Raw genomic sequence first — 19336 nt, 5'->3', positions numbered from 1 at the left:
TCGAGCACTGCTGAATCGAGCACTGCCATTCACTCCCCCGCCGTCCGGCGGGAAACAACAGGTACCAATCTAGCCGGTCCGCCTGCCCCGCCGCCGTCACCTGCGCGGAGGACCCGCCCTCAGAAGAGGATCGTCGCGAAGGTGTCCACCTGCTCGAATCCCACGCGCTTGTACGCCGCGATGGCGCGCGCGTTGTAGGAGTTCACGTAGAGGCTCACGGTGGGTGCCAGGGAGCGGGCGGCGACGACGACGCCGGCCATGTAGGCGGCGCTGAGTCCCCTGCCCCGGTGATCGGGGTTCACCCAGACTCCCTGCACCTGGACCGCCTGCGAGGACACGGTGCCGAGCTCGGCCTTGAAGATCACGGTGCCGTCGTCGTCGAACGCCGCGAGCGAATGCCGGCGGCCGATCAGCGAGGCGACCCGCCGGCGGTAGTGGTCGGACCCTCCGATGAACGGCGAGTAGCCCACTTCCTCCTCGAACATCGCGGCGCAGGCGGGCAGGAGGCGGTCGAGCTCATCAGGGCGCGTGAAGCGCAGATCGGGAGCGGGGCTGATGAGGGGGTCCGTGTCGATGGCCATGAGGGGCTGGGTGGGCCGGACGTCGAACGGCTCGGCGCTGTAGTCCTCGAGGGTGGACCACAGGTCCATGACACCCTCGGACAGGCCGAAGATCGAGGAGAAGGTGCGCCCCGACCGGCCGAGGTGGTCACCGAAGATGGCACCGGTCTCGTCCGTCACGCCCACCGGGACGAGGTTGACGCCGGCCCAGCAGGCGGCGCGGAGCTCGTGGTGGCGGAACATACCGATGACCTCGCCGCCGGCGAACGACGGCGCGGCGCTGCCTGTGACTTCGAGGTGCGAGGCGACGAAGACGTTGGCCACGGGATCCGCGTTGACGAGGGTCCAGAGGTCCGGGGTGTCCGCCTCGCCGAGCACCCGGAAGGACCACGGCCCTTCCGGGTCTGGCTGGGGCCTAGCTAACGGTAACCATGGGGCCACCCTGGCCAGCAGTTTCGCCATCAGCCTCCCCCATCTCCTCCGCGAGCCGCATGGCTTCCTCGATCAGCGTCTCTACGATCTGGTCCTCGGGCACGGTCTTGATGACCTCGCCCCGGACGAAGATCTGTCCCTTGCCGTTACCGGAGGCGACACCGAGATCGGCCTCGCGGGCTTCACCGGGTCCGTTGACGACACAGCCCATCACGGCCACGCGCAGCGGGACCTCCATGCCTTCGAGGCCGGCGGTCACTTCCTCGGCGAGGGTGTAGACGTCGACCTGCGCCCGGCCGCACGAGGGGCATGACACGATCTCGAGCTTGCGGGGGCGCAGGTTGAGGGACTGCAGGATCTGGTTGCCCACCTTGATCTCCTCGACCGGCGGCGCGGAGAGGGACACGCGGATGGTGTCGCCGATGCCCTTGGACAGGAGCGCGCCGAACGCGGTGGCGGACTTGATGGTGCCCTGGAAGGCGGGCCCGGCCTCGGTCACGCCGAGGTGCAGGGGCCAGTCGCCGCGCTCGGCCAGGAGCTCGTAGGCCCGGACCATGATCACGGGGTCGTTGTGCTTCACGGAGATCTTGAAGTCGTGGAAGTCGTGCTCCTCGAACAGGGACGCCTCCCAGACGGCGGATTCGACGAGCGCTTCCGGGGTGGCCTTCCCGTACTTCTCCATGAGGCGCGGATCGAGCGACCCGGCGTTCACGCCGATGCGGATCGAGGTCCCGGCGGCCTTCGCGGCGTCGGCGATCTGCTTGACCTGGTCGTCGAACTTGCGGATGTTGCCCGGGTTGACGCGGACGGCCGCGCAGCCGGCGTCGATCGCGGCGAACACGTACTTCGGCTGGAAGTGGATGTCCGCGATCACCGGGATCTGCGACTTCTTCGCGATGATCGGCAGCGCCGCGGCGTCGTCCGCCGAGGGGCAGGCGACCCGGACGATGTCGCAGCCGGTGGCCGTCAGTTCGGCGATCTGCTGGAGCGTCGCGTTGATGTCGGTGGTCGGCGTCGTCGTCATCGACTGGATGCTGATCGGGGAATCGGATCCCACGCCCACCGAGCCGACCTTGATCTGGCGGGTCTTGCGCCGGGGAGCGAGGACGGGCGGCGGTGCTGCTGGCATTCCTAGGTTGACCGAGGTCAAAACATCCTCCATGCTGGCGGCCCTGGCCGCACGTGTGACGACATACTTGATTTCATTATCCACCCGGCGTGGCGCTGCGTCGTCCTGCCGGGACACAGGTCACACGAGGTCCCGGAAGGCTCCGATCACGGGGTTCCAGGCGGTGGTCTTGACGGCGGAGATCGCCCCGGCCTGCGCGAACGGGTCCTCGCTCACGAGCTGGTTGAGGTCCGCCTCGGTCTCGGAGGCGAAGAGCAGGAGCGCCCCGGTGCCGTCGGCGAAGGGACCCGAGGCGAGGACGCGGCCGTCGCCGACGAGTCCTTCGAGCCACTGGCGGTGTGCCGGCCGGTGCTCGGCACGGAGGTGGTCATGGTCGGGGTTGTACACGTACTCGACGGCGTAGATACTCATGGGTTTCACCCTACGTGACTCCCAGCAGGTAGACCTTGACGATCGTCGCGACGCCGGCGGCCCACAGCAGGGAGGTCAGCGTGCCGATGATGAACCGTTCCGCCGCGGCAGGGGTTTCCTTCAGCTCGGCGTAGCGTCCGAGGGCCTTGACCGCCACGACATAGGCGATGGCGACGGGCTCGCCGCCGAGGATCGCGAGGGTGACGGAGAGTCGCTCGAGCACGCCGATGACCAGTCCGCCGCGGAGCACGCCCGGGGGCAGCGCGTCGATCGGAGCCTGGGGCGGGTGGGCCGGGGGCTCCGGGAGTTCGAGCTGCGGCTGGTCCGCGGGCTCGGGGAGTTCCCGGCGCCGTTCCGCGGTGTCCACCGATCGCGCCAGGCGCAGCACGAGCATGGTGACGGGCGAGCCCAGGCCTCCCGCTGCGACGAGGGCCACCGCGATCCACAGTGCGTCCACCGATACCTCCCGAACCGTCGTCGACCGTGTCGCTCACCGTCGTCCGTCATGTCTATCGCACGCCACCCCCTGCGGGAGCGAGGACTCAACCGGGCCGGTCGGTCCAGGCCAGGAGGCGTGCGGCCGCGTGGCGGACCGCGCGCTCCTCGTGCCAGGCCGCACGGGCGGCCGCCTTGCTCACGGCCTGCGGGCTGATGCCGAGGCTCCGCGCGACGACGGTCTGGGTGCCGCGTTCGCCGGGCTGCAGGAGATCGAGGATGCGCCACTCTGCCTCGGACCGCGCCATGACGTGCCGGCCGAGCAGCGCGAGCACGCCCTCGGCCTCCGCTGCCACGTCAGTGCGGCCGTCCGGCCCCTCGACGGCCAGCGGCGCGCGGTCACCGGTCTTCTTGGCGCGGTCCACGGCCTTCCGGGCGGCGACGAACGCAGAGCCGCGGCCCTCCCGTGGAGAGGACGGGAACGGCTCCTCGACCCCGCCGACGCCGATCCCCACGTACCAGCCCCCCGCGCGCAGGCAGAGCAGCACGGCGTCGACGACGTCGGCCGGATCGGCCAGGACGCCCTGCGCCTCGTCCCCCACCGAGCGCTCCCAGGGGAGCACGGCCCGGAAGGGCTGCAGGAGGTCCAGCAACTCGGGGATCCGGTCCGGGGAGGTGCGGCTTGCGGCCTGATCGATCGTGAGGACGAACATTCTTCAACCGTATGGGGTTGAATTTCGATTTACAACCGATCAGCCGAAGAGATCGACCGGCTTCACGATGTCGGCGTAGATCAGCAGGACGCCCATGCCCATGAGCAGGATCGCGACGGCGTAGGTGAGGGGTAGCAGCTTCGCCATGTCGAACGGTCCCGGATCCGGGCGCTTGAACAGGCGGGCGATGCCGCGGCGGAGCCCCTCCCACAGGGCCCCTGCCACGTGGCCGCCGTCGAGCGGCAGGAGCGGGATCAGGTTGAACACGAACAGGGCGAGGTTCACGCCCGCGACGAGTCCGATGAGGGTCGCGGCGCGGGAGGCCACGGGGACCTCCTCCATCGCGGAGATCTCCCCTGCGATCCGGCCGACGCCGACCACGCTGATGGGCCCCTCGGGGTCGCGGGGGGCGTCCGAGAACGCCGCCTGGCCCACCTCGACCACGCGCTGCGGCAGGTTCAGCACCACGCCGGCCACGCGCGCCAGGGAGTCGCCGACGGCGGGCAGCACCTCGGTGGCCGGCTGGGGCACGAGCTCCTGCGTGGAGCCGACGCCGATGAAGCCGACCTCCTGGGTCAGCGCGGTGCCGTCGTCGTCGACCGCCGGCGTGCCGTCCTCCGCCGCGACGGGCCGTTCCGTCAGCAGCGGCGTGATCCTGGAGTCGATGGTCTCGCCGTCGCGGACGTAGGAGATGGCGACCTCGCGCCCGGCGGCGTCCCTGATCCAGCCCGACAGCTCGTCCCAGTCGGTGACCTCCCGGCCGTCGAAGGCGACGACGCGGTCGCCGGGTTCCAGGCCCGCCTCGAACGCCGGTGCGGCAGGGTCGTCCGGTCCGCAGTCGGTCTGGCCCGTGGCTGCCTGCTGGCTGGCGGGCACGACGCAGCGGTACACCTCGGAGACCGTGGTGGTGGCCTGGGCGGCGCCGAAGCCCATGATGAGGACCGCGAAGAGCACGGTCCCGATCAGGAGGTTCATGAGCGGCCCGCCGAGCATGATGATGATGCGCTTCCAGATGGGCAGCTTGTAGAACACGCGGTCCTCGTCGCCGGGCTGGAGCTGCTCGGCAGCGGCGCGCCGCGCGTCGTCGGACAGTTGCTGGAAGACGCCGGTGCTGGACTGGCGGACGGCGCCGGCCTCCGTCGTCGCGGGCGGGAACATGCCCACCATGGCGACGTAGCCACCGGCCGGGATCGCCTTGAGCCCGTACTCGGTCTCGCCGCGGCGCCTCGACCAGAGGGTGGGGCCGAACCCGACCATGTACTGGGTGACGCGGACCCGGAAGAGTTTCGCGGGCACCAGGTGGCCCACCTCGTGCAGCGCGATCGACGCGGCGATGCCGACGACGACGACGAGCACTCCGATGATGAACAGCAGAACAGTCACAGCGTTTCCTTCTGGCCTTGCATATCCCCTGCACCGTCCGGCAGGGACGACTCCTCGAGCCCACAACGGGCGCGGGCGCTCCGGCGTGCCCAGCGCTCCGCCGTCAGCACGGCGTCCAGGGTGAGCTCGCCACCGGCAGTGCCCGGGTCGTGGGCACGCTGCTCGTCGACGACCGCGGAGACCGTGTCCACGATGTCAGTGAAACCTATGACCCCCCTGTGAAAGGCATCCACGGCCTCCTCGTTCGCGGCGTTGAAGACGGCCATGCGGGTGCCGCCCTCGGCTGCTGCCCGCTTGGCCAGGGCGACGGCCGGGAAGGCGTCGTCGTCGAGCGGCTCGAAGGTCCACTCCTCGGGGCGGCTCCAGTCGCAGGCCCTCGCGGCCCCGGGTACGCGGAACGGCCAGCCCATGCCCAGGGCGATCGGGAGGCGCATGTCGGGCGGCGAAGCCTGCGCCAGGGTGGACCCGTCGACGAACTGGACCATCGAGTGGATCACGGACTGCGGGTGCACGACGACGTCGATGTGCTCCAGCGGGATGTCGAAGAGGAGATGAGCCTCCACCAGCTCGAGGGCCTTGTTGACCATGGACGCCGAGTTGGTGCTGACCACGCGCCCCATGTCCCAGGTGGGGTGGGCGAGGGCCTGGCTGGGGGTCACGTGCTGCAGCTGCGCGCGGGTCATGCCGCGGAACGGTCCGCCCGACGCCGTGAGGATGAGCCGGTCCACCTCGTCCGCCGTCCCCCCGCGGAGCGCCTGCGCGATCGCCGAGTGTTCGGAGTCGACCGGGACGAGCTGCCCCGGGGCGGCCGCCGCCCGCACCAGGGCTCCCCCGGCGATCAGCGACTCCTTGTTCGCGAGCGCGAGGAGGTGCCCCGCGCCGAGCGCGGCGAGGGTGGGCTCAAGCCCGATCGACCCGGTGATCCCGTTGAGCACGACGTCGGCGTCAGGCCAGGCGGCGACATCCGCTGCGGCGCGGTCGCCGGCGAACAGGTGCGGTGCGTAGCCGGTGACACCGGCGTCGTCGGCAGCGCGGGCGATGGCATGCTCGAGGTCTGCTTCGGTTCCGGACGCGACGCCGACGGCGGCGGCACGGACGGCGACGGCCTGGCGCGCGAGGAGTCCGAGGTTCCGTCCACCCGCCGTGAGACCCGCAACGCTGAAGCGGTCCGGGGCGGCGGCGATGACGTCGAGCGCCTGGGTGCCGATCGAGCCGGTCGAACCGAGGATGGTGACGCGCCGGTGCCCGCGGGTGGGGTTGCTGAAATCCATGGCCCCAGTATCCCGCAGACTGCCGACGCTGACCGTCCAGGCTGCGCGGTGGTGGTCGTTCGGGGTGTACGGCAGTCGACCTCTTCACTCCGCGGTCAGGCATTCAAGTCCAAGAATCAGCGCTTTTCCGGGCCCGCGATGGCCCCTTATTTTGTCCGTGCGAGGTGATTGGCTGGAGCCATGACCACCGAGGCGGTGCTGCTGACCCTCGAGGACGCGTACAGCGAGGCGCTCGAGGGCTGGCCCGTGGATGCGTTCGAGGAGTTCCTCGGTTCTGACGGGGAGTTCAACGACGACGGGGTCGACGAGCATGCCCGCGCGCGCATTGAGAATGCATCGCCGTACGGCCTCGTCGGCCACCTGGATGGCGCGGCGCGCGGTGCGCTCGATCCCTCCAGTCTCGCCGCCATCCTCGATCTGGTGCGGGCTGCGGACCGGCTCACGTCATGGGCCGCCGCGCAGCGGGCCCGCCTGGTCGCCCGGGTCCACACCTTCAGCAATCCCTACCATCATTCCTGGTCGGGCTCTGCCTCGTCCCTGGCCTTCACCGAGACGGTCGCCGAGACCGCAGCGCTGCTCACGATGTCCGAAGGGTCCGCCGCACGGCTCGTCTCGGAGTCGCTGGCGTTGACCGGTGACCTGACGACCACATTGGCGGCCCTGGAGAAGGGCACGATCTGCCCCGCGCGCGCGTCGGTCATCGTGGAGCAGTCCCGCACCCTCCCCGACGAGGCCGTGCCCGCGTTCGAGACCGAGATCCTGAAGGTCGCAGGCAGCCTGAACCGGCCGAAACTCACCGCACGGTGCCGTCGGCTGCGGGAGAAGCTCCACCCCGAGACGCTGACCGCACGCCGGATGAGGGCGGCGGCGGACCGGTGCGTCGCGTTCGAGCCGGACCGCGACGGCATGGCGTGGTTCAGTGCCTATCTGCCGGCCGAACAGGCCCTGGCGCTCCACACGTCGGTGGACGCGGTTGCCCGGACGCTCCGCAGTGGCGATGATCCGCGGACGTTGCCGCAGCTGCGGGCCGATGTCCTGGCCGACATGCTGCTCGGCGCCGGCCGGCCCGCCGGGATGCCGTCCACCAACGGCAGCTGCCGTTGCGGAGGCAGCGAAGGGCGCGGCGCCGCGGGTAGCAATGTCGGCCAGCGTGGCGCCGCGGGCAGCAATGTCGGCCAACGTGGCGCCGCGGGCAGCAGCGCCGGCCAGGGCGTGCGTCCTTCCACGGCGAAGATCGTGGTCACCGTCCCGGTGTTCTCGCTGATGGGGCTCACCGAGGAACCGGCCGAGCTCGAGGGCTACGGCCCGATCCCGGCCGACGCGGCCCGCCATCTGGCTGCCGACGCCACGTCGTGGATGCGCCTGCTCACCCATCCGTACACGGGTGCCGTGCTCGGTCTGGACCGGACCCGGTACCGCCCGAGCGAGGACCTGCGGACCTGGGTGCAGCTCCGGGAGAAGACCTGCAGCTTCTACGGGTGTCCCCGTCCCGCGAGCCGGTGCGATCTCGATCATCTGGTGTCCTGGGCCGACGACGGATCCACCAGTGCGGACAATCTCTACCCCGCCTGCAAGCGGCACCACATGATGAAGCACCGGACGGACTGGACGCCGATGCCCAATCCCGGCGGCGGCCTGAGCTGGTTGTCACCTGGCGGTCGGACCTATACGACGCCGCCCGAACCGCCGCCGGGCGACCCGCACTCGTCGGCGACCGCCCGGATACTGCACGAGCTCGAGACAGCGATGCGCACTGGGCGGGTGCCAGACGCGGAAGCCCTGCCACCCTTCTGACAGTCGGGCGGACGGCGGCACCACGGCAGGTCTGGCGAGCGCAGCGCCGTCCGATCACCTGTCGCCGCATCGATGATGCGGGCGATGGGCTCGGTCCACGCGGGCCCCGGACCGTCCGGCCCCGGCGGACGACGATCACCGCGGAGCACGACCCGCGCCGCAGCATGTGCGGCAAGGACTGTCAGCTGCCCGATGCCCTGCCCAGGACACTCCGGGCGTGGCGAAGGATGGGTTCGTCCACCATGCGCCCCCCGAAGGTGAAGACCCCTCGCTCGTTCTCGGCCGCAGCGAGCAGCTCGCGGGCCCAGGCCACGTCGGCCTCGGCAGGGGCGAAGGCTGCCCGGACCACCGCGACCTGGCCGGGGTGGATGCAGGCCTTCGCCGCGAAACCCGAGGCGACGGCGTCGTCGGTCTCGGCCGCGAGGCCCTCGAGATCGGCGATGTCCACGTACACGGCATCGATAGCTTTCCGGTTCGCGGCCCCGGCGGCGAGCAGCACCTGCGAGCGCGCGTGGAGGGCCACTGCACGGTAGGCACCGTCCGGATACCGGCTCGATGTCCCGCCGAGCGAGGCCACGAGATCCTCGGCGCCCCACATGAGAGCGACGACGCCCTCGGCGCGGGCGATCTCCACCGCGTTCACGACTCCGCGCGCGGTCTCGCACAGTGCGATGACGTCCATGGCGCCGAGCGCCCCTCGGACGGCGGCGACGTCGTCGGGCGATTCCGTCTTCGCGAGCATGACCGTGCGGTAGGGCGTGCGGCGGACGGCGTCGCAGTCGAGTGCGAAATCAGGTGTGCCGACGGCGTTCACACGCACCACGGTGCGTTCGGGGTCGAGGGCGGACGCGACGAGCGCCTCCCGAGCGGCGTCCTTCGCCGTCGGCGCGACAGCGTCCTCGAGGTCGAGGATGACGGTGTCGGAGCGGTCTGCTGCCTTCCCGTAGCGTTCCGGGCGGTCCGCCGGGCAGAACAGCAGGGCCGGGCCCAGTGCAATGGGGATAACGGTGGCGCTCATGCCAGGCCGTCCCGGGGCGCCGTCGAGGACCACATGAGCACGCTGCGGGTCGCCGTCGCCACGACGTCCGCGTGCTGGTTCCGCCCGGTGTGGGCCATGGTGACGATGCCCTGCCCCGGTCGGGACGACGACGGACGCACGCCGGTGATCTCGGTCTCGGTGTACAGGGTGTCCCCGTGGAAGAGCGGCTTCGGGAAGGCGACGTCGGTGAGCCCGAGTTGCGCCACGATGGTGCCCTGCGTCAGCTGGGACACCGACTGCCCGACGAGCGTCGCCAGGGTCAGCATCGAGTTCACGAGCCGCTGCCCGAACGGCTGCCCCGCCGACCACGCCGCGTCCAGGTGCAGCGCCTGCGTGTTCATGGTGAGCGTGGTGAACAGGACGTTGTCGGCCTCGGTGAGCGTGCGGCCCGGCCGGTGCGCATACACGGACCCGACCTCGAGCTCGTCGAAGTACAGGCCGCGCTGCTCGATCACAGTGTGCCTGAACGGCGCGGGATCCCGAGCACCGCTCTCCTGATCGTTCACGCCGCGGCTCCCCCGAGCTCCACGCGCAGCGGCGCGCCGGTGGCCGCGAGGACGTCGTCGGTGCTGACGCCGGGCGCCGTCTCGCGCAGCACGAGGCCGTCGGCCTCGACGTCGATCACGGCGAGGTCGGTGATGATCCTGTCGACGCAGCCCTTGCCGGTGAGCGGCAGGGAGCAGGACTCGACGATCTTCGGCCGCCCGGCACGGTCCACGTGCTCCATCATGACGATCACGCGCTTGGCCCCGAACACCAGGTCCATGGCGCCGCCCATGCCCTTGACCATCTTGCCGGGCACCATCCAGTTCGCGAGGTCGCCGTTCCGTGCCACCTCCATGGCGCCGAGCACTGCGACATCCACGTGCCCGCCGCGGATCATGCCGAAGGAGGACGCGGAGTCGAAGAACGCGGCCCCGGCGTTGGCGGTCACGGTCTCCTTGCCGGCGTTGATGAGGTCGGGATCGACGGCGTCCTCCGCCGGGTACGGCCCGACGCCGAGGATGCCGTTCTCGGAGTGCAGCACCACTTCGACGCCGTCCGGGATGTAGTTGGGGATGAGGGTCGGCATGCCGATCCCGAGATTCACGTACTGGCCGTTCTCGAGCTCCTGCGCGACCCTGGCCGCGAGTTCGTTGCGTGTCAGTGCCATGGTCATGCTCCTTCGGAGGCGGCGGGTGCAGCGGATCCGGCGGGTACGGCCAGCGAGACCGTCCGCTTCTCGACGCGCTTCTCGGGGTCCGGCGCGACGACGACGCGCTGGACGAAGATGCCGGGCGTGTGGACCTCGCCGGGGTCGAGCTCGCCCGGTTCGACGAGCTCCTCCACCTCCGCGATGGTGATGCGCCCGGCCTGGGCGCACAGCGGGTTGAAGTTCGTGGCGGTCGCGTGGAAGACGAGGTTGCCGTGGCGGTCGCCCTTCCACGCGTGGACCAGCGCGTAGTCCGGACGCAGGGACTCCTCGAGCACGTAGTCGACGCCGTCGAAGGACCGCACCTCCTTGGGTTCCGAAGCGAGGGCGACGTTCCCCTCGGCGTCGTAGCGCTGCGGCAGGCCGCCCTCGCTGACCTGGGTGCCGACGCCAGCCGTCGTATAGAACGCCGGGATGCCCGCGCCCCCCGCGCGCAGCTTCTCGGCGAGGGTGCCCTGCGGTGTGAGCTCCACCTCGAGCTCGCCGGCGAGGTACTGGCGGGCGAACTCCTTGTTCTCCCCGACGTAGGAGCTGATGGTCCGGCGGATGCGGTGGTCGGAGAGGAGGATCCCGAGCCCCCAGTCGTCCACGCCGCAGTTGTTGCTCACCGTCTCCAGCTCCGCCGTCCCCTGCGCGTGCAGGGCACCGATCAGGGTCGCCGGGATGCCGCAGAGGCCGAACCCGCCGACCGCGAGCGACGCGCCGTCGGGAATGTCCGCCACGGCCTCCGCCGCGCTGCCAACCACCTTGTTGATCACTGCTTCTCCTTCGTGTCGCCGCCGTCGTCGGCTGGATGGACCTAGAGGCCGAGTTCCCTCGCGATGAGCATGAGCTGGACCTCGGTGGTCCCCTCACCGATCTCGAGGATCTTCGAGTCACGGTAGTGCCTGGACACCACGAACTCGTTGATGAAGCCGTAACCACCGAAGATCTGTGTCGCATCGCGGGCGTTGTCCATGGCGGCCTCGCCGGCCACGAGCTTCGCGATGGACGCCTGCGTCTTGAACGGCTTGCCCGCGAGCATGCGGGACGCGGCGTCGTAGTAGGCGAGGCGCGCGGTGTGGGCGCGGACCTGCATGCGGGCGATCTTGAACTGGATGGACTGGTAGGCGCCGATGTTGCTGCCGAAGGCCATGCGCTCCCCGGCGTACCGGATGGACTGCTCCACGCACCCCTGGGCCGCGCCGGTGGCGAGTGCCGCGATGGCGATGCGGCCCTCGTCGAGGATCTGCAGGAAGTTGGCGTAGCCGCGGCCGCGGGTGCCGAGCAGGTTCGCCTCCGGGACGCGGACGTCCTTCAGGGTCAGCGGGTGCGTGTCGGAGGCGTTCCAGCCCACCTTGTTGTAGGCCTTCTCCGCGGTGAACCCGGGCGTGTCCGTGGGCACGAGGATGGTGGAGATCTCCTTCTTCACCGTGCCGTCGGGCCGGTCGGAGGTGCCCGTGACGGCCGTGACGGTCACCAGGGAGGTGATGTCGGTGCCGGAGTTGGTGATGAATTCTTTCGTGCCGTTGACCACCCACTCGGAACCGTCGACCCCCTCCTCGAGCTTCGCGGTCGTCTTCGTGCCGGACGCGTCCGAGCCTGCCTCTGACTCCGTGAGGCCGAAGCCGCCCAGGGCCGAACCCGACGCGAGGGACGGCAGCCACTGCTGCTTCTGCTCCTCGGTGCCGAACCGGTACACGGGCATGGCCCCGAGGGAGACACCGGCTTCGAGCGTGATGGCGACCGACTGGTCCACGCGGGCCAGCTGCTCGAGGGCCAGGCACAGCGCGAAGTAGTCGCCGCCCATGCCGCCGTACTGCTCGGGGAACGGGAGCCCGAAGAGGCCCATGTCGCCCATCTGCTTGACGACCTCGTACGGGAAGCTGTGTTCGGCGTCGTGCTTGGCGGAGACCGGTGCCACCACCTCGTCGGCGAACTCGCGGACGGTATCCACGAGGCTCTGGTATTCCTCGCTCAGTTCGAAGTTCATGCTGCGTTCCCTTCCGTGGAACCGGGTGCGGTGCTGGATTTGGAGGTGGTGGCGGCCTCGATGGTCGCGACGATCTGTTGTGCCTTCACGAGGTCCCCGGGCTTGAGGGACAGGCGGACGACGCCGGACAGGCCGGCGGTGAGCTGGTGTTCCATCTTCATGGCCTCGACGGCGACGAGGACGTCGCCGGCCTCGACCGTGGCTCCGTCCGCGACCGCGACGGACACGACCGTCCCGGGCATGGGGCTGCGGACCAACGGATCAGCGGCGCCCTCCTCCCGCGTGATGCGGGACCGTGCGGCATCGACGAGTTCGCGGCGGCCGGGACGGCGGAGGCGTGTGGACCACCCGGCGTCGCCGATCCAGACGGTGTCCCCCTCGACCGCGTACGGGCGGAGCGACCGGACGCCGTCGATCGTCGCGCCGGGGGCGCCCTCGCCGGTCGGGACGGCGACGGCGACGGTGACTTCGTCGACCGTCGCGGTCCATCCGGCGCCGTGGCGCAGCAACGAGACGGTCGCCGTCCCGCCGTCGTACTCGAGGGGCACGGAGCGCGGGCGCGCCGGGCCGAGGCGGAAGCCGTCCCCGCGGCTCCACGGGGACCCGCTGCCCAGTCCGGACCCGGCCTCGCCCTCGCCCTCGCCCTCGACGAGGAGGACGGCTGCGAGCGCCAGGTCCTGCGCGGAGACGTGCCGGAAGGCCAGCGCGGGGAGCTTCCGCTCGATCAGCGTCGTGTCCAGGTGTCCGGCCCGGACGTCGTCGTCCCCGATCAGCAGGCGCAGGTACTCGATGTTGGTGTCCACACCGAGCACCACGGTGCCGGCGAGCGCCGCGTCGAGACGGTCCAGCGCCTGTGCACGGTCGGTTCCCCAGGCGATCACCTTGGCGAGCATCGGATCGTACGACGACGAGACGGTCCCGCTGGGCAGCAGCGAGCTGTCCACACGGATCCCGTCCCCCGCCGGTTCGGCGAGTGCCAGGATACTGCCCGTGGACGGCAGGAAGCCCGCCTCCGGGTTCTCCGCATAGACGCGCGCTTCGACCGCGTGGCCGGTGAGGACGACGTCGTCCTGCGCGAGCGGTAGGCGCTCCCCCGCGGCGACGCGGATCTGCCACTCGACCAGGTCCACCCCGGTGACGAGCTCCGTGACGGGATGCTCGACCTGCAGGCGCGTGTTCATCTCCATGAAGAAGAACTCGTCCGGTGCGGCATCGGAGACGAGGAATTCGACCGTCCCTGCTCCCGTGTAGTCCACGCTGCGGGCGGCGTTGCACGCGGCCTCGCCGATCCTCCGGCGCGTGGCCTCGTCGAGCAGGGCCGACGGCGCCTCCTCGATCACCTTCTGGTGACGGCGCTGCAGCGAGCACTCGCGCTCGCCGAGGTGGATCACGGTGCCGTGGGTGTCGGCGAGGACCTGCACCTCGATATGGCGGGGCCTCTCGATGAGGCGTTCCAGGAACAGGGTGTCGTCGCCGAAGGCGCGGGCGGCGACGCGGCGGGCGGTCGTGAGCACTTCCGGCAGGTCCTCGGCGCGGTGGACGGCGTGCATGCCCTTGCCCCCGCCTCCCGCGGACGGCTTGATGAGGAGGGGGAACCCGACGTCGTCGGCCGCGCGGAGGAGGTCCGGATCCGTCAGTCCCGGCTCGGCGATGCCCGGGACCACCGGCACCCCGAACCCGGCCACGTGGTTCTTGGACCGGATCTTGTCCCCCATGACGTCGAGGGAGTGGACGCTGGGGCCGATGAAGACGATCCCGGCCTCCTGCAGCGCGTCCGCGAAGGCGGCGTTCTCGCTGAGGAACCCGTACCCGGGGTGCACCGCCCCGGCTCCCGTGCGGCGGCAGGCGTCGACGACGGCGGGGATGGAGAGGTAGCTCTCCGACGGTGCTGCGGCACCGAGACGGACGGCGACGTCCGCCTCGAGGACGTGCCGGGCACCGGCGTCGGCGTCGCTGTACACGGCGACCGAGCGCAGGCCCAGCGCACGGACGGAGCGGATGACACGGCAGGCGATCTCCCCCCGGTTGGCCACGAGGACGGTGTCGAAGGGCCACGCGGCCGTGGTGGGGATGGCGCTGGAGATCGGGCTGGAGGTCGGGCTGGAGATCATCGGGTCACATCCGGAAGAGGCCGAAGGAGGTATCGGGCAGGGGCGCATTGGCGCAGACCTCGAGGGCGAGGCCGAGGACGGTGCGGGTGTCGGCGGGATCGATGACGCCGTCGTCCCAGAGCCGCGCCGTCGAGTAGTAGGGGTTGCCCTGCGCCTCGTACTGGTCGCGGATGGGCGCACGGAACGCCTCCTCGTCCTCGAGCGCCCATTCCTCGCCGCGGGCCTCGAGCTGGTCGCGGCGGACGGTGGCGAGGACCGAGGACGCCTGGTTGCCTCCCATGACGGAGATGCGGCTGGCGGGCCACATCCACAGGAACCGCGGCGAGAACGCCCTGCCGCACATGGAGTAGTTGCCGGCACCGAAGGACCCGCCGACCACGACCGTCAGTTTCGGCACCCGCGCGGTGGCCACGGCGGTGACCATCTTGGCGCCGTTCTTCGCGATGCCGCCGGCTTCGTAGTCCTTGCCGACCATGAAGCCGGAGAGGTTCTGCAGGAAGACCAGGGGGACGCCGCGCTGGTCGCAGAGCTCGATGAAGTGGGCTCCCTTGAGCGCGGACTCGCTGAACAGGACGCCGTTGTTCGCAACGATGCCCACCCGGTGGCCGTGGATGGTCGCGAAGCCCGTAACGAGCGTGGTGCCGTACTCGCGCTTGAACTCGTGGAAGAGCGACCCGTCCACGATGCGCGCGATGATCTCGCGGGCGTCGTAGGAGGCGTTGACGTCCGTCGGCACGGCCCCGTACAGCTCGTCCTCCACGACGGCCGGCTCGGGGGCCGGCGCGGTCGGCACGGTGGTGGCGGGCGGCAAAGTGGCGATGATGTCGCGGACGATCTCGAGCGCGTGCTGGTCGTTATCCGCCAGGTGGTCCGTGACGCCCGAGATCCGGGAGTGCACCTCGCCACCGCCGAGCTCCTCGGCCGTCACCACCTCGCCGATCGCGGCCTTCACCAGCGGTGGTCCGCCCAGGAAGATGGTGCCCTGGTTGCGGACGATCACGGTCTCGTCGCTCATGGCGGGGACGTAGGCGCCGCCGGCGGTGCAGCTCCCCAGCACTGCGGCGATCTGCGGGATCTTGCGCGCGGACATGGTGGCCTGGTTGTAGAAGATGCGGCCGAAGTGGTTGCGGTCGGGGAACACGTCGTCCTGGCGGGGCAGGAACGCTCCGCCGGAGTCCACGAGGTAGACGCACGGCAGGTTGTTCTCGAGGGCGATCTCCTGTGCGCGGAGATGCTTCTTCACCGTCATCGGGTAGTAGGTGCCGCCCTTGACGGTCGCGTCGTTCGAGATCACGAGGACGTGGCGACCGTGCACGAGGCCGATCCCGGCGATCACGCCCGCCCCCGGGCACTCGTCGTCGTACATGCCGTTCGCGGCCAGCGGCGCGATCTCGAGGAACGGGCTGCCGTCGTCGAGGAGCCGGTCGATGCGCTCACGCGGCAGGAGCTTGCCGCGGGCGACGTGCCGCTCGCGCGACCGTTCGGGCCCGCCGAGGGCGGCGGTGGCGAGGCGCGAGCGGAGGTCCTCGACGAGCGCGGTCTGGGCGGCATGGTTCGCGGTGAACGCCGGTGAGAGCGGATCCACCTTCGACGTGAGGGTCTCCATCGACAACTTCCTCGAGCACGGTTCAGTTAGCACGCGCTAACCGGTTTCAGGTTAGTGGTCATTAACCCGGAAGTCCATCAGAATGAGGGAGACGTTCCCCTGGACAAGACCGGAACCACAGCAGACGAGGACCCGCATGGAGGCATCGCCCATCGAAGAGCGCGTGACCGGCCGGAGCATCGCGAAGGCCACGCGGCGTGCCGCGCTGCTGGAGGCCGCCGCCCAGCTGTTCGCGGAACGGGGCTACAACGGTGTGTCCATCGAGGACCTCGGCGCCGCAGCGGGCGTGAGCGGGCCCGCCGTCTACCGGCACTTCGCGGGCAAGCCCTCCGTGCTCTCCGCCCTGCTCACCGGGGTCAGCGAGGACCTGCTCGACGGCGGACGGGAGGTCGCCGGGGCGGCCGCGTCACCCGAGGAGGCCCTGAAGGGCCTCATCCGGTTCCAGGTGGAGTTCGCCGTGAGCCACGCCGACGTCATCCGCGTCCAGGACCGCGACCTCGGCGCGCTGGCGGCCGACGACCAGCGCGCCGTGCGGTCCCTGCAGCGCACCTACGTGCAGGTGTGGGTCGACGAGCTCGCCGCCTATCGGCCGGACGCCGACCTCTCGCTGCTGCGCCGCAAGGTGCACGCCGTCTTCGGGCTGATCAACTCGACCCCGCACACCACCCACCGACCCAGCTCCGCGCGTGAACTGGCCCTGTTCCGGGACCTGCTGGAGCAGATGGCGTGGGCGGCGCTGACGGTATGAGGGACCGCGTCCCACCCGCTCCGCGGGCCGCGCCGCCTAGTACGCTGAAGCACGAGAAGTTCCCGCCGCGCCGACCGCCCGGCCACTCCACCGACTGAAGGTACCGCCGTGATCACGCTACGTCCCGTTGAAGCCACCGACCTCGACGAGTTCTTCTCGCACCAGCTGGACCCGAGCGCCAACCACATGGCCGCCTTCGGCGCCAAGAACCCCTCCGACCGCGGGGTGTTCGACAACCACTGGCAGGACATCCTCAACGACAGCCGGATCACGGTGCGGACCATCCTCTCCGACGGCGACGTCGTGGGCAGCATCCTCGCCTATCACGACGACGAGACACCCGAGATCAGCTACTGGATCGACCGTTCCCGCTGGGGGCAGGGCATCACCACCGCCGCCGTCGGCCAGTTCCTGAGCGAGGTGACGCAGCGGCCCATCCGGGCCCGTGCGGTCGCCGACAACGTGAGCTCCATCCGCATCCTCGAGCGCTGGGGATTCCGGCAGGTCGGCGAGACGCAGGGCTTCGCTCCCGCCCGCGGCGCCGTGGTCAGGGAGCTCATCCTCGAACTGCCGTAGCCCCACCGATTCCCAGGAGGACACCGCATGGACACCACACCGCTCGGCCGCCGCGCGACACGCGACGGCGAGGAGCAGCTCGTCCTCACCCGCTCGTTCGCCGCGCCGATCGCCGACGTCTGGGCCACCTGCACCGAGCCGCGGCGGATGGAGCGCTGGATCGGCACCTGGAGCGGGGACCCGGCCGCCGGCGAGGTCGTGTTCCGGATGACCGCCGAAGGTGACGACGTCCCCGAGGAGGTCTACCTCGTGGAGGCCTGCGAGCCGCCGCGCCGGCTCGTGGTGCGCAGCCGTGACAGTGCTCCGTTCTCGGCCGACGGATCCGGCCCGCGCGTGACCTGGCAGCACACCCTGGAGCTCACCGAGGCAGCGGGCTCGACCACCCTCACCTTCACCCAGGCCGTCCCCGACGGGCCGGTAGGAGCGGCGCTGGCCGGCAGCGTAGGACCGGGCTGGGACTACTACCTGGACCGGCTCGCTGCCGCGATCGGCGGCGCCGACCCCGACGCGATCCTGTGGGAGCCCTACCTCGAGCGCTCCGACGGGTACCGCGACCTCTTCTCCTAGCGCCCGGCCCACTCGTCGGACCGCGTCACACCATCGTCAGGACCATCGCCGGATTCCTGAGGATGGTGCCGACGTCCGCCAGGAAGCGCGAACCCTGCTCGCCGTCCACGAGCCGGTGGTCGAAGGACAGGCTGAGCGTCATCACGGAGCGCAGGGCGATCTCGCCCCGGTACTCCCAGGGCGTGCTGCGGACGGCGCCCATCGCGAGGATCGCCGCCTCCCCGGGATTGAGGATCGGCGTGCCGGCGTCGATGCCGAAGACACCGATGTTCGTGATCGAGATCGTGCCGCCCGCGAGATCTGCCGGCGGCGTCCGGCCGGCACGTGCGGTCTCGGTCAGCGCACCGAGGGCCTGCGCGAGGTCCTTCAGGGTCAGCGACTGCGCGGCCTTGATGTTCGGCACGAGCAGCCCTCGCGGCGTCGCGGCGGCGATCCCCAGGTTCACGTCCGCGTACTGCACGATCTCCTGCGCCTGCTCGTCCCACGACGAGTTGAGGGTCGGATTGCGCGCGATCGCGATGCACACCGCCTTCGACACGACGGTCAGCGGCGTCACCCGGGTGCCCTCGAAGGCGCGGCCCGCCTTCAGCTCCGCGAGCAGCTCCATGGTCGGCGTGACGTCGATGGTGAGGAACTCGGTTGCATGCGGGGCCGAGAACGCACTGGCCACCATGGCGGCGGCCGTGTGCTTCCGCATGCCACGGATCGGCGTCCGGATCTCTCCGGTGCTCGAGCGGACCGCCCGAGGGTGGGGCCCCGGGGAGGCGGGCTCCGCCGCGGACGAAGGGGTTCCCGCGAGTGCGGCCAGGACGTCCGCCCGGGTGATGAGCGCGCCGGGACCGGTTCCCGTCAGGGTGTCGAGGGTGAGGCCGAGGTCACGCGCCAGCTTGCGGACGGGCGGCGTCGACCGCGGCCGCTCGCGTGGCTGCGGGGCCGCTGCCGGTTGGAGGACTGCAGGGGGCTGCGGGGCGTTCGCCGCCGGGAGCGAACGACCACGCCGCTGCGGGCGCCCGCCCTTCTCCACCGCGGCTCCGTACCCGACGAGGTTCGGCTCACGCCGGGCGGGCGCCGGCTCGTCGGGCACCGGTTCGTCGGGGGACGACGCCGGGACCGGGACGGCGTCGTCGGGCCCGGCCGCCACCTCGAACGAGACGATGGGGGCTCCGACGTCGACCACGGTTCCCGCCGCCTCGTGCAGCCGCACCACCACGCCGGCGTAGGGCGACGGCAGTTCGACGACGGCCTTCGCGGTCTCGACGTCGGCGATGATCTGGTTGAGCTCCACGGTGTCGCCTTCGGCGACGTGCCACTGGACGATCTCCGACTCCGTCAGCCCCTCCCCCAGGTCGGGCAGGCGGAACTCGCGGATCCTGGTGTTCGTCCTCGACGCGGTCACG

General features: G+C 70.8%; 19 protein-coding genes. 4 read left to right on the top strand and 15 right to left on the bottom strand.

Features of this window, described 5'->3' with window-relative positions; translation table 11 throughout:
* Window positions 1–119 precede the first annotated feature (119 nt).
* The 7 genes from AC4D2E_RS15410 to dxr form a co-directional block, all read right to left on the bottom strand.
* Window positions 120–938, bottom strand: a complete 819-nt coding sequence (locus tag AC4D2E_RS15410) for a GNAT family N-acetyltransferase (protein ID WP_490953170.1) — start codon at window positions 936–938, stop codon at window positions 120–122.
* A gap of 37 nt (window positions 939–975) precedes the next feature.
* Entirely contained in the window at window positions 976–2142 is a 1167-nt protein-coding gene (gene ispG / locus AC4D2E_RS15405; RefSeq protein WP_247828630.1) for a flavodoxin-dependent (E)-4-hydroxy-3-methylbut-2-enyl-diphosphate synthase, read from the bottom strand.
* Between the two features lie 99 nt (window positions 2143–2241).
* The gene (locus AC4D2E_RS15400) at window positions 2242–2532 is read right to left on the bottom strand and encodes a YciI family protein (protein WP_104168787.1); all 291 of its coding nucleotides are present in this window, start codon (window positions 2530–2532) and stop codon (window positions 2242–2244) included.
* A gap of 10 nt (window positions 2533–2542) precedes the next feature.
* On the bottom strand, window positions 2543–2989 hold the full coding sequence (locus AC4D2E_RS15395) for a hypothetical protein (protein ID WP_490910629.1): 447 nt from the start codon (window positions 2987–2989) through the stop codon (window positions 2543–2545).
* A gap of 85 nt (window positions 2990–3074) precedes the next feature.
* Window positions 3075–3680, bottom strand: a complete 606-nt coding sequence (locus AC4D2E_RS15390) for a MarR family transcriptional regulator (protein ID WP_104168282.1) — start codon at window positions 3678–3680, stop codon at window positions 3075–3077.
* Window positions 3681–3719: 39 nt separating this feature from the next.
* Complete coding sequence (locus tag AC4D2E_RS15385; protein WP_104168283.1) at window positions 3720–5063, bottom strand: M50 family metallopeptidase; 1344 nt, start codon at window positions 5061–5063, stop codon at window positions 3720–3722.
* Window positions 5060–6334 carry a 1-deoxy-D-xylulose-5-phosphate reductoisomerase gene (gene dxr, locus AC4D2E_RS15380; RefSeq protein ID WP_490953169.1) on the bottom strand — a complete coding sequence of 425 codons (1275 nt, stop codon included), beginning with the start codon at window positions 6332–6334 and terminating at the stop codon, window positions 5060–5062. Before dxr ends, AC4D2E_RS15385 begins: the two co-directional genes overlap by 4 nt.
* Before the next feature lie 180 nt (window positions 6335–6514).
* Between dxr and AC4D2E_RS15375 the strand changes: the two genes are divergently transcribed.
* Complete coding sequence (locus tag AC4D2E_RS15375; protein ID WP_490953168.1) at window positions 6515–8128, top strand: HNH endonuclease signature motif containing protein; 1614 nt, start codon at window positions 6515–6517, stop codon at window positions 8126–8128.
* Window positions 8129–8309: 181 nt separating this feature from the next.
* On the opposite strand, the gene AC4D2E_RS15370 is transcribed toward AC4D2E_RS15375, so the two are convergent.
* Genes AC4D2E_RS15370 through AC4D2E_RS15340 form a run of 7 tightly spaced genes read right to left on the bottom strand, consistent with a single transcriptional unit; the run spans window position 8310 to window position 16048 of the window.
* Window positions 8310–9146, bottom strand: coding sequence for an HpcH/HpaI aldolase/citrate lyase family protein (locus AC4D2E_RS15370; RefSeq protein ID WP_490953167.1), 837 nt, complete (start codon window positions 9144–9146; stop codon window positions 8310–8312).
* Complete coding sequence (locus AC4D2E_RS15365) at window positions 9143–9673, bottom strand: MaoC family dehydratase (protein WP_104168286.1); 531 nt, start codon at window positions 9671–9673, stop codon at window positions 9143–9145. The genes AC4D2E_RS15370 and AC4D2E_RS15365 overlap by 4 nt, the downstream gene beginning before the upstream one ends.
* Complete coding sequence (locus tag AC4D2E_RS15360) at window positions 9670–10320, bottom strand: CoA transferase subunit B (RefSeq protein WP_490910635.1); 651 nt, start codon at window positions 10318–10320, stop codon at window positions 9670–9672. The genes AC4D2E_RS15365 and AC4D2E_RS15360 overlap by 4 nt, the downstream gene beginning before the upstream one ends.
* Before the next feature lie 2 nt (window positions 10321–10322).
* Complete coding sequence (locus AC4D2E_RS15355) at window positions 10323–11117, bottom strand: CoA transferase subunit A (protein WP_490953166.1); 795 nt, start codon at window positions 11115–11117, stop codon at window positions 10323–10325.
* A 41-nt stretch (window positions 11118–11158) separates the two neighbouring features.
* On the bottom strand, window positions 11159–12331 hold the full coding sequence (locus AC4D2E_RS15350) for an acyl-CoA dehydrogenase family protein (RefSeq protein ID WP_490953165.1): 1173 nt from the start codon (window positions 12329–12331) through the stop codon (window positions 11159–11161).
* Window positions 12328–14442, bottom strand: a complete 2115-nt coding sequence (locus AC4D2E_RS15345; protein WP_490953164.1) for an acetyl/propionyl/methylcrotonyl-CoA carboxylase subunit alpha — start codon at window positions 14440–14442, stop codon at window positions 12328–12330. The genes AC4D2E_RS15350 and AC4D2E_RS15345 overlap by 4 nt, the downstream gene beginning before the upstream one ends.
* 4 nt (window positions 14443–14446) lie before the next feature.
* Entirely contained in the window at window positions 14447–16048 is a 1602-nt protein-coding gene (locus AC4D2E_RS15340; protein ID WP_490953163.1) for a carboxyl transferase domain-containing protein, read from the bottom strand.
* Between the two features lie 136 nt (window positions 16049–16184).
* On the opposite strand from AC4D2E_RS15340, the gene AC4D2E_RS15335 reads away from it, so the two are divergent.
* From AC4D2E_RS15335 to AC4D2E_RS15325, 3 genes are all read left to right on the top strand, one after another.
* Entirely contained in the window at window positions 16185–16796 is a 612-nt protein-coding gene (locus AC4D2E_RS15335; RefSeq protein ID WP_490910640.1) for a TetR/AcrR family transcriptional regulator, read from the top strand.
* A 108-nt stretch (window positions 16797–16904) separates the two neighbouring features.
* Window positions 16905–17372 carry a GNAT family N-acetyltransferase gene (locus tag AC4D2E_RS15330; RefSeq protein ID WP_104168293.1) on the top strand — a complete coding sequence of 156 codons (468 nt, stop codon included), beginning with the start codon at window positions 16905–16907 and terminating at the stop codon, window positions 17370–17372.
* A gap of 27 nt (window positions 17373–17399) precedes the next feature.
* Window positions 17400–17939, top strand: coding sequence for an SRPBCC domain-containing protein (locus AC4D2E_RS15325; RefSeq protein WP_490910641.1), 540 nt, complete (start codon window positions 17400–17402; stop codon window positions 17937–17939).
* Window positions 17940–17964: 25 nt separating this feature from the next.
* Here AC4D2E_RS15325 and AC4D2E_RS15320 read toward each other — a convergent pair whose 3' ends face one another.
* The gene (locus AC4D2E_RS15320) at window positions 17965–19335 is read right to left on the bottom strand and encodes a dihydrolipoamide acetyltransferase family protein (protein WP_490910642.1); all 1371 of its coding nucleotides are present in this window, start codon (window positions 19333–19335) and stop codon (window positions 17965–17967) included.
* Window position 19336 lies beyond the last annotated feature (1 nt).

It is taken from the genome of Arthrobacter sp. TJ-265, from assembly GCF_058269135.1.
The sequence above is the reverse complement of the archived record's forward strand: the minus strand, read 5'-3'. Positions and strand labels throughout refer to the sequence as shown.

What these genes read in the sequence shown, in the direction of transcription:
- AC4D2E_RS15340 (WP_490953163.1), bottom strand. Translation starts at nt 16,048, where the DNA reads ATGGAGACCCTCACGTCGAAGGTGGATCCGCTCTCACCGGCGTTCACC.
- AC4D2E_RS15370 (WP_490953167.1), bottom strand. Translation starts at nt 9,146, where the DNA reads ATGAGCGCCACCGTTATCCCCATTGCACTGGGCCCGGCCCTGCTGTTC.
- AC4D2E_RS15325 (WP_490910641.1), top strand. Translation starts at nt 17,400, where the DNA reads ATGGACACCACACCGCTCGGCCGCCGCGCGACACGCGACGGCGAGGAG.
- AC4D2E_RS15350 (WP_490953165.1), bottom strand. Translation starts at nt 12,331, where the DNA reads ATGAACTTCGAACTGAGCGAGGAATACCAGAGCCTCGTGGATACCGTC.
- AC4D2E_RS15360 (WP_490910635.1), bottom strand. Translation starts at nt 10,320, where the DNA reads ATGGCACTGACACGCAACGAACTCGCGGCCAGGGTCGCGCAGGAGCTC.
- AC4D2E_RS15400 (WP_104168787.1), bottom strand. Translation starts at nt 2,532, where the DNA reads ATGAGTATCTACGCCGTCGAGTACGTGTACAACCCCGACCATGACCAC.
- AC4D2E_RS15335 (WP_490910640.1), top strand. Translation starts at nt 16,185, where the DNA reads ATGGAGGCATCGCCCATCGAAGAGCGCGTGACCGGCCGGAGCATCGCG.
- AC4D2E_RS15390 (WP_104168282.1), bottom strand. Translation starts at nt 3,680, where the DNA reads ATGTTCGTCCTCACGATCGATCAGGCCGCAAGCCGCACCTCCCCGGAC.
- AC4D2E_RS15375 (WP_490953168.1), top strand. Translation starts at nt 6,515, where the DNA reads ATGACCACCGAGGCGGTGCTGCTGACCCTCGAGGACGCGTACAGCGAG.
- AC4D2E_RS15345 (WP_490953164.1), bottom strand. Translation starts at nt 14,442, where the DNA reads ATGATCTCCAGCCCGACCTCCAGCCCGATCTCCAGCGCCATCCCCACC.
- dxr (WP_490953169.1), bottom strand. Translation starts at nt 6,334, where the DNA reads ATGGATTTCAGCAACCCCACCCGCGGGCACCGGCGCGTCACCATCCTC.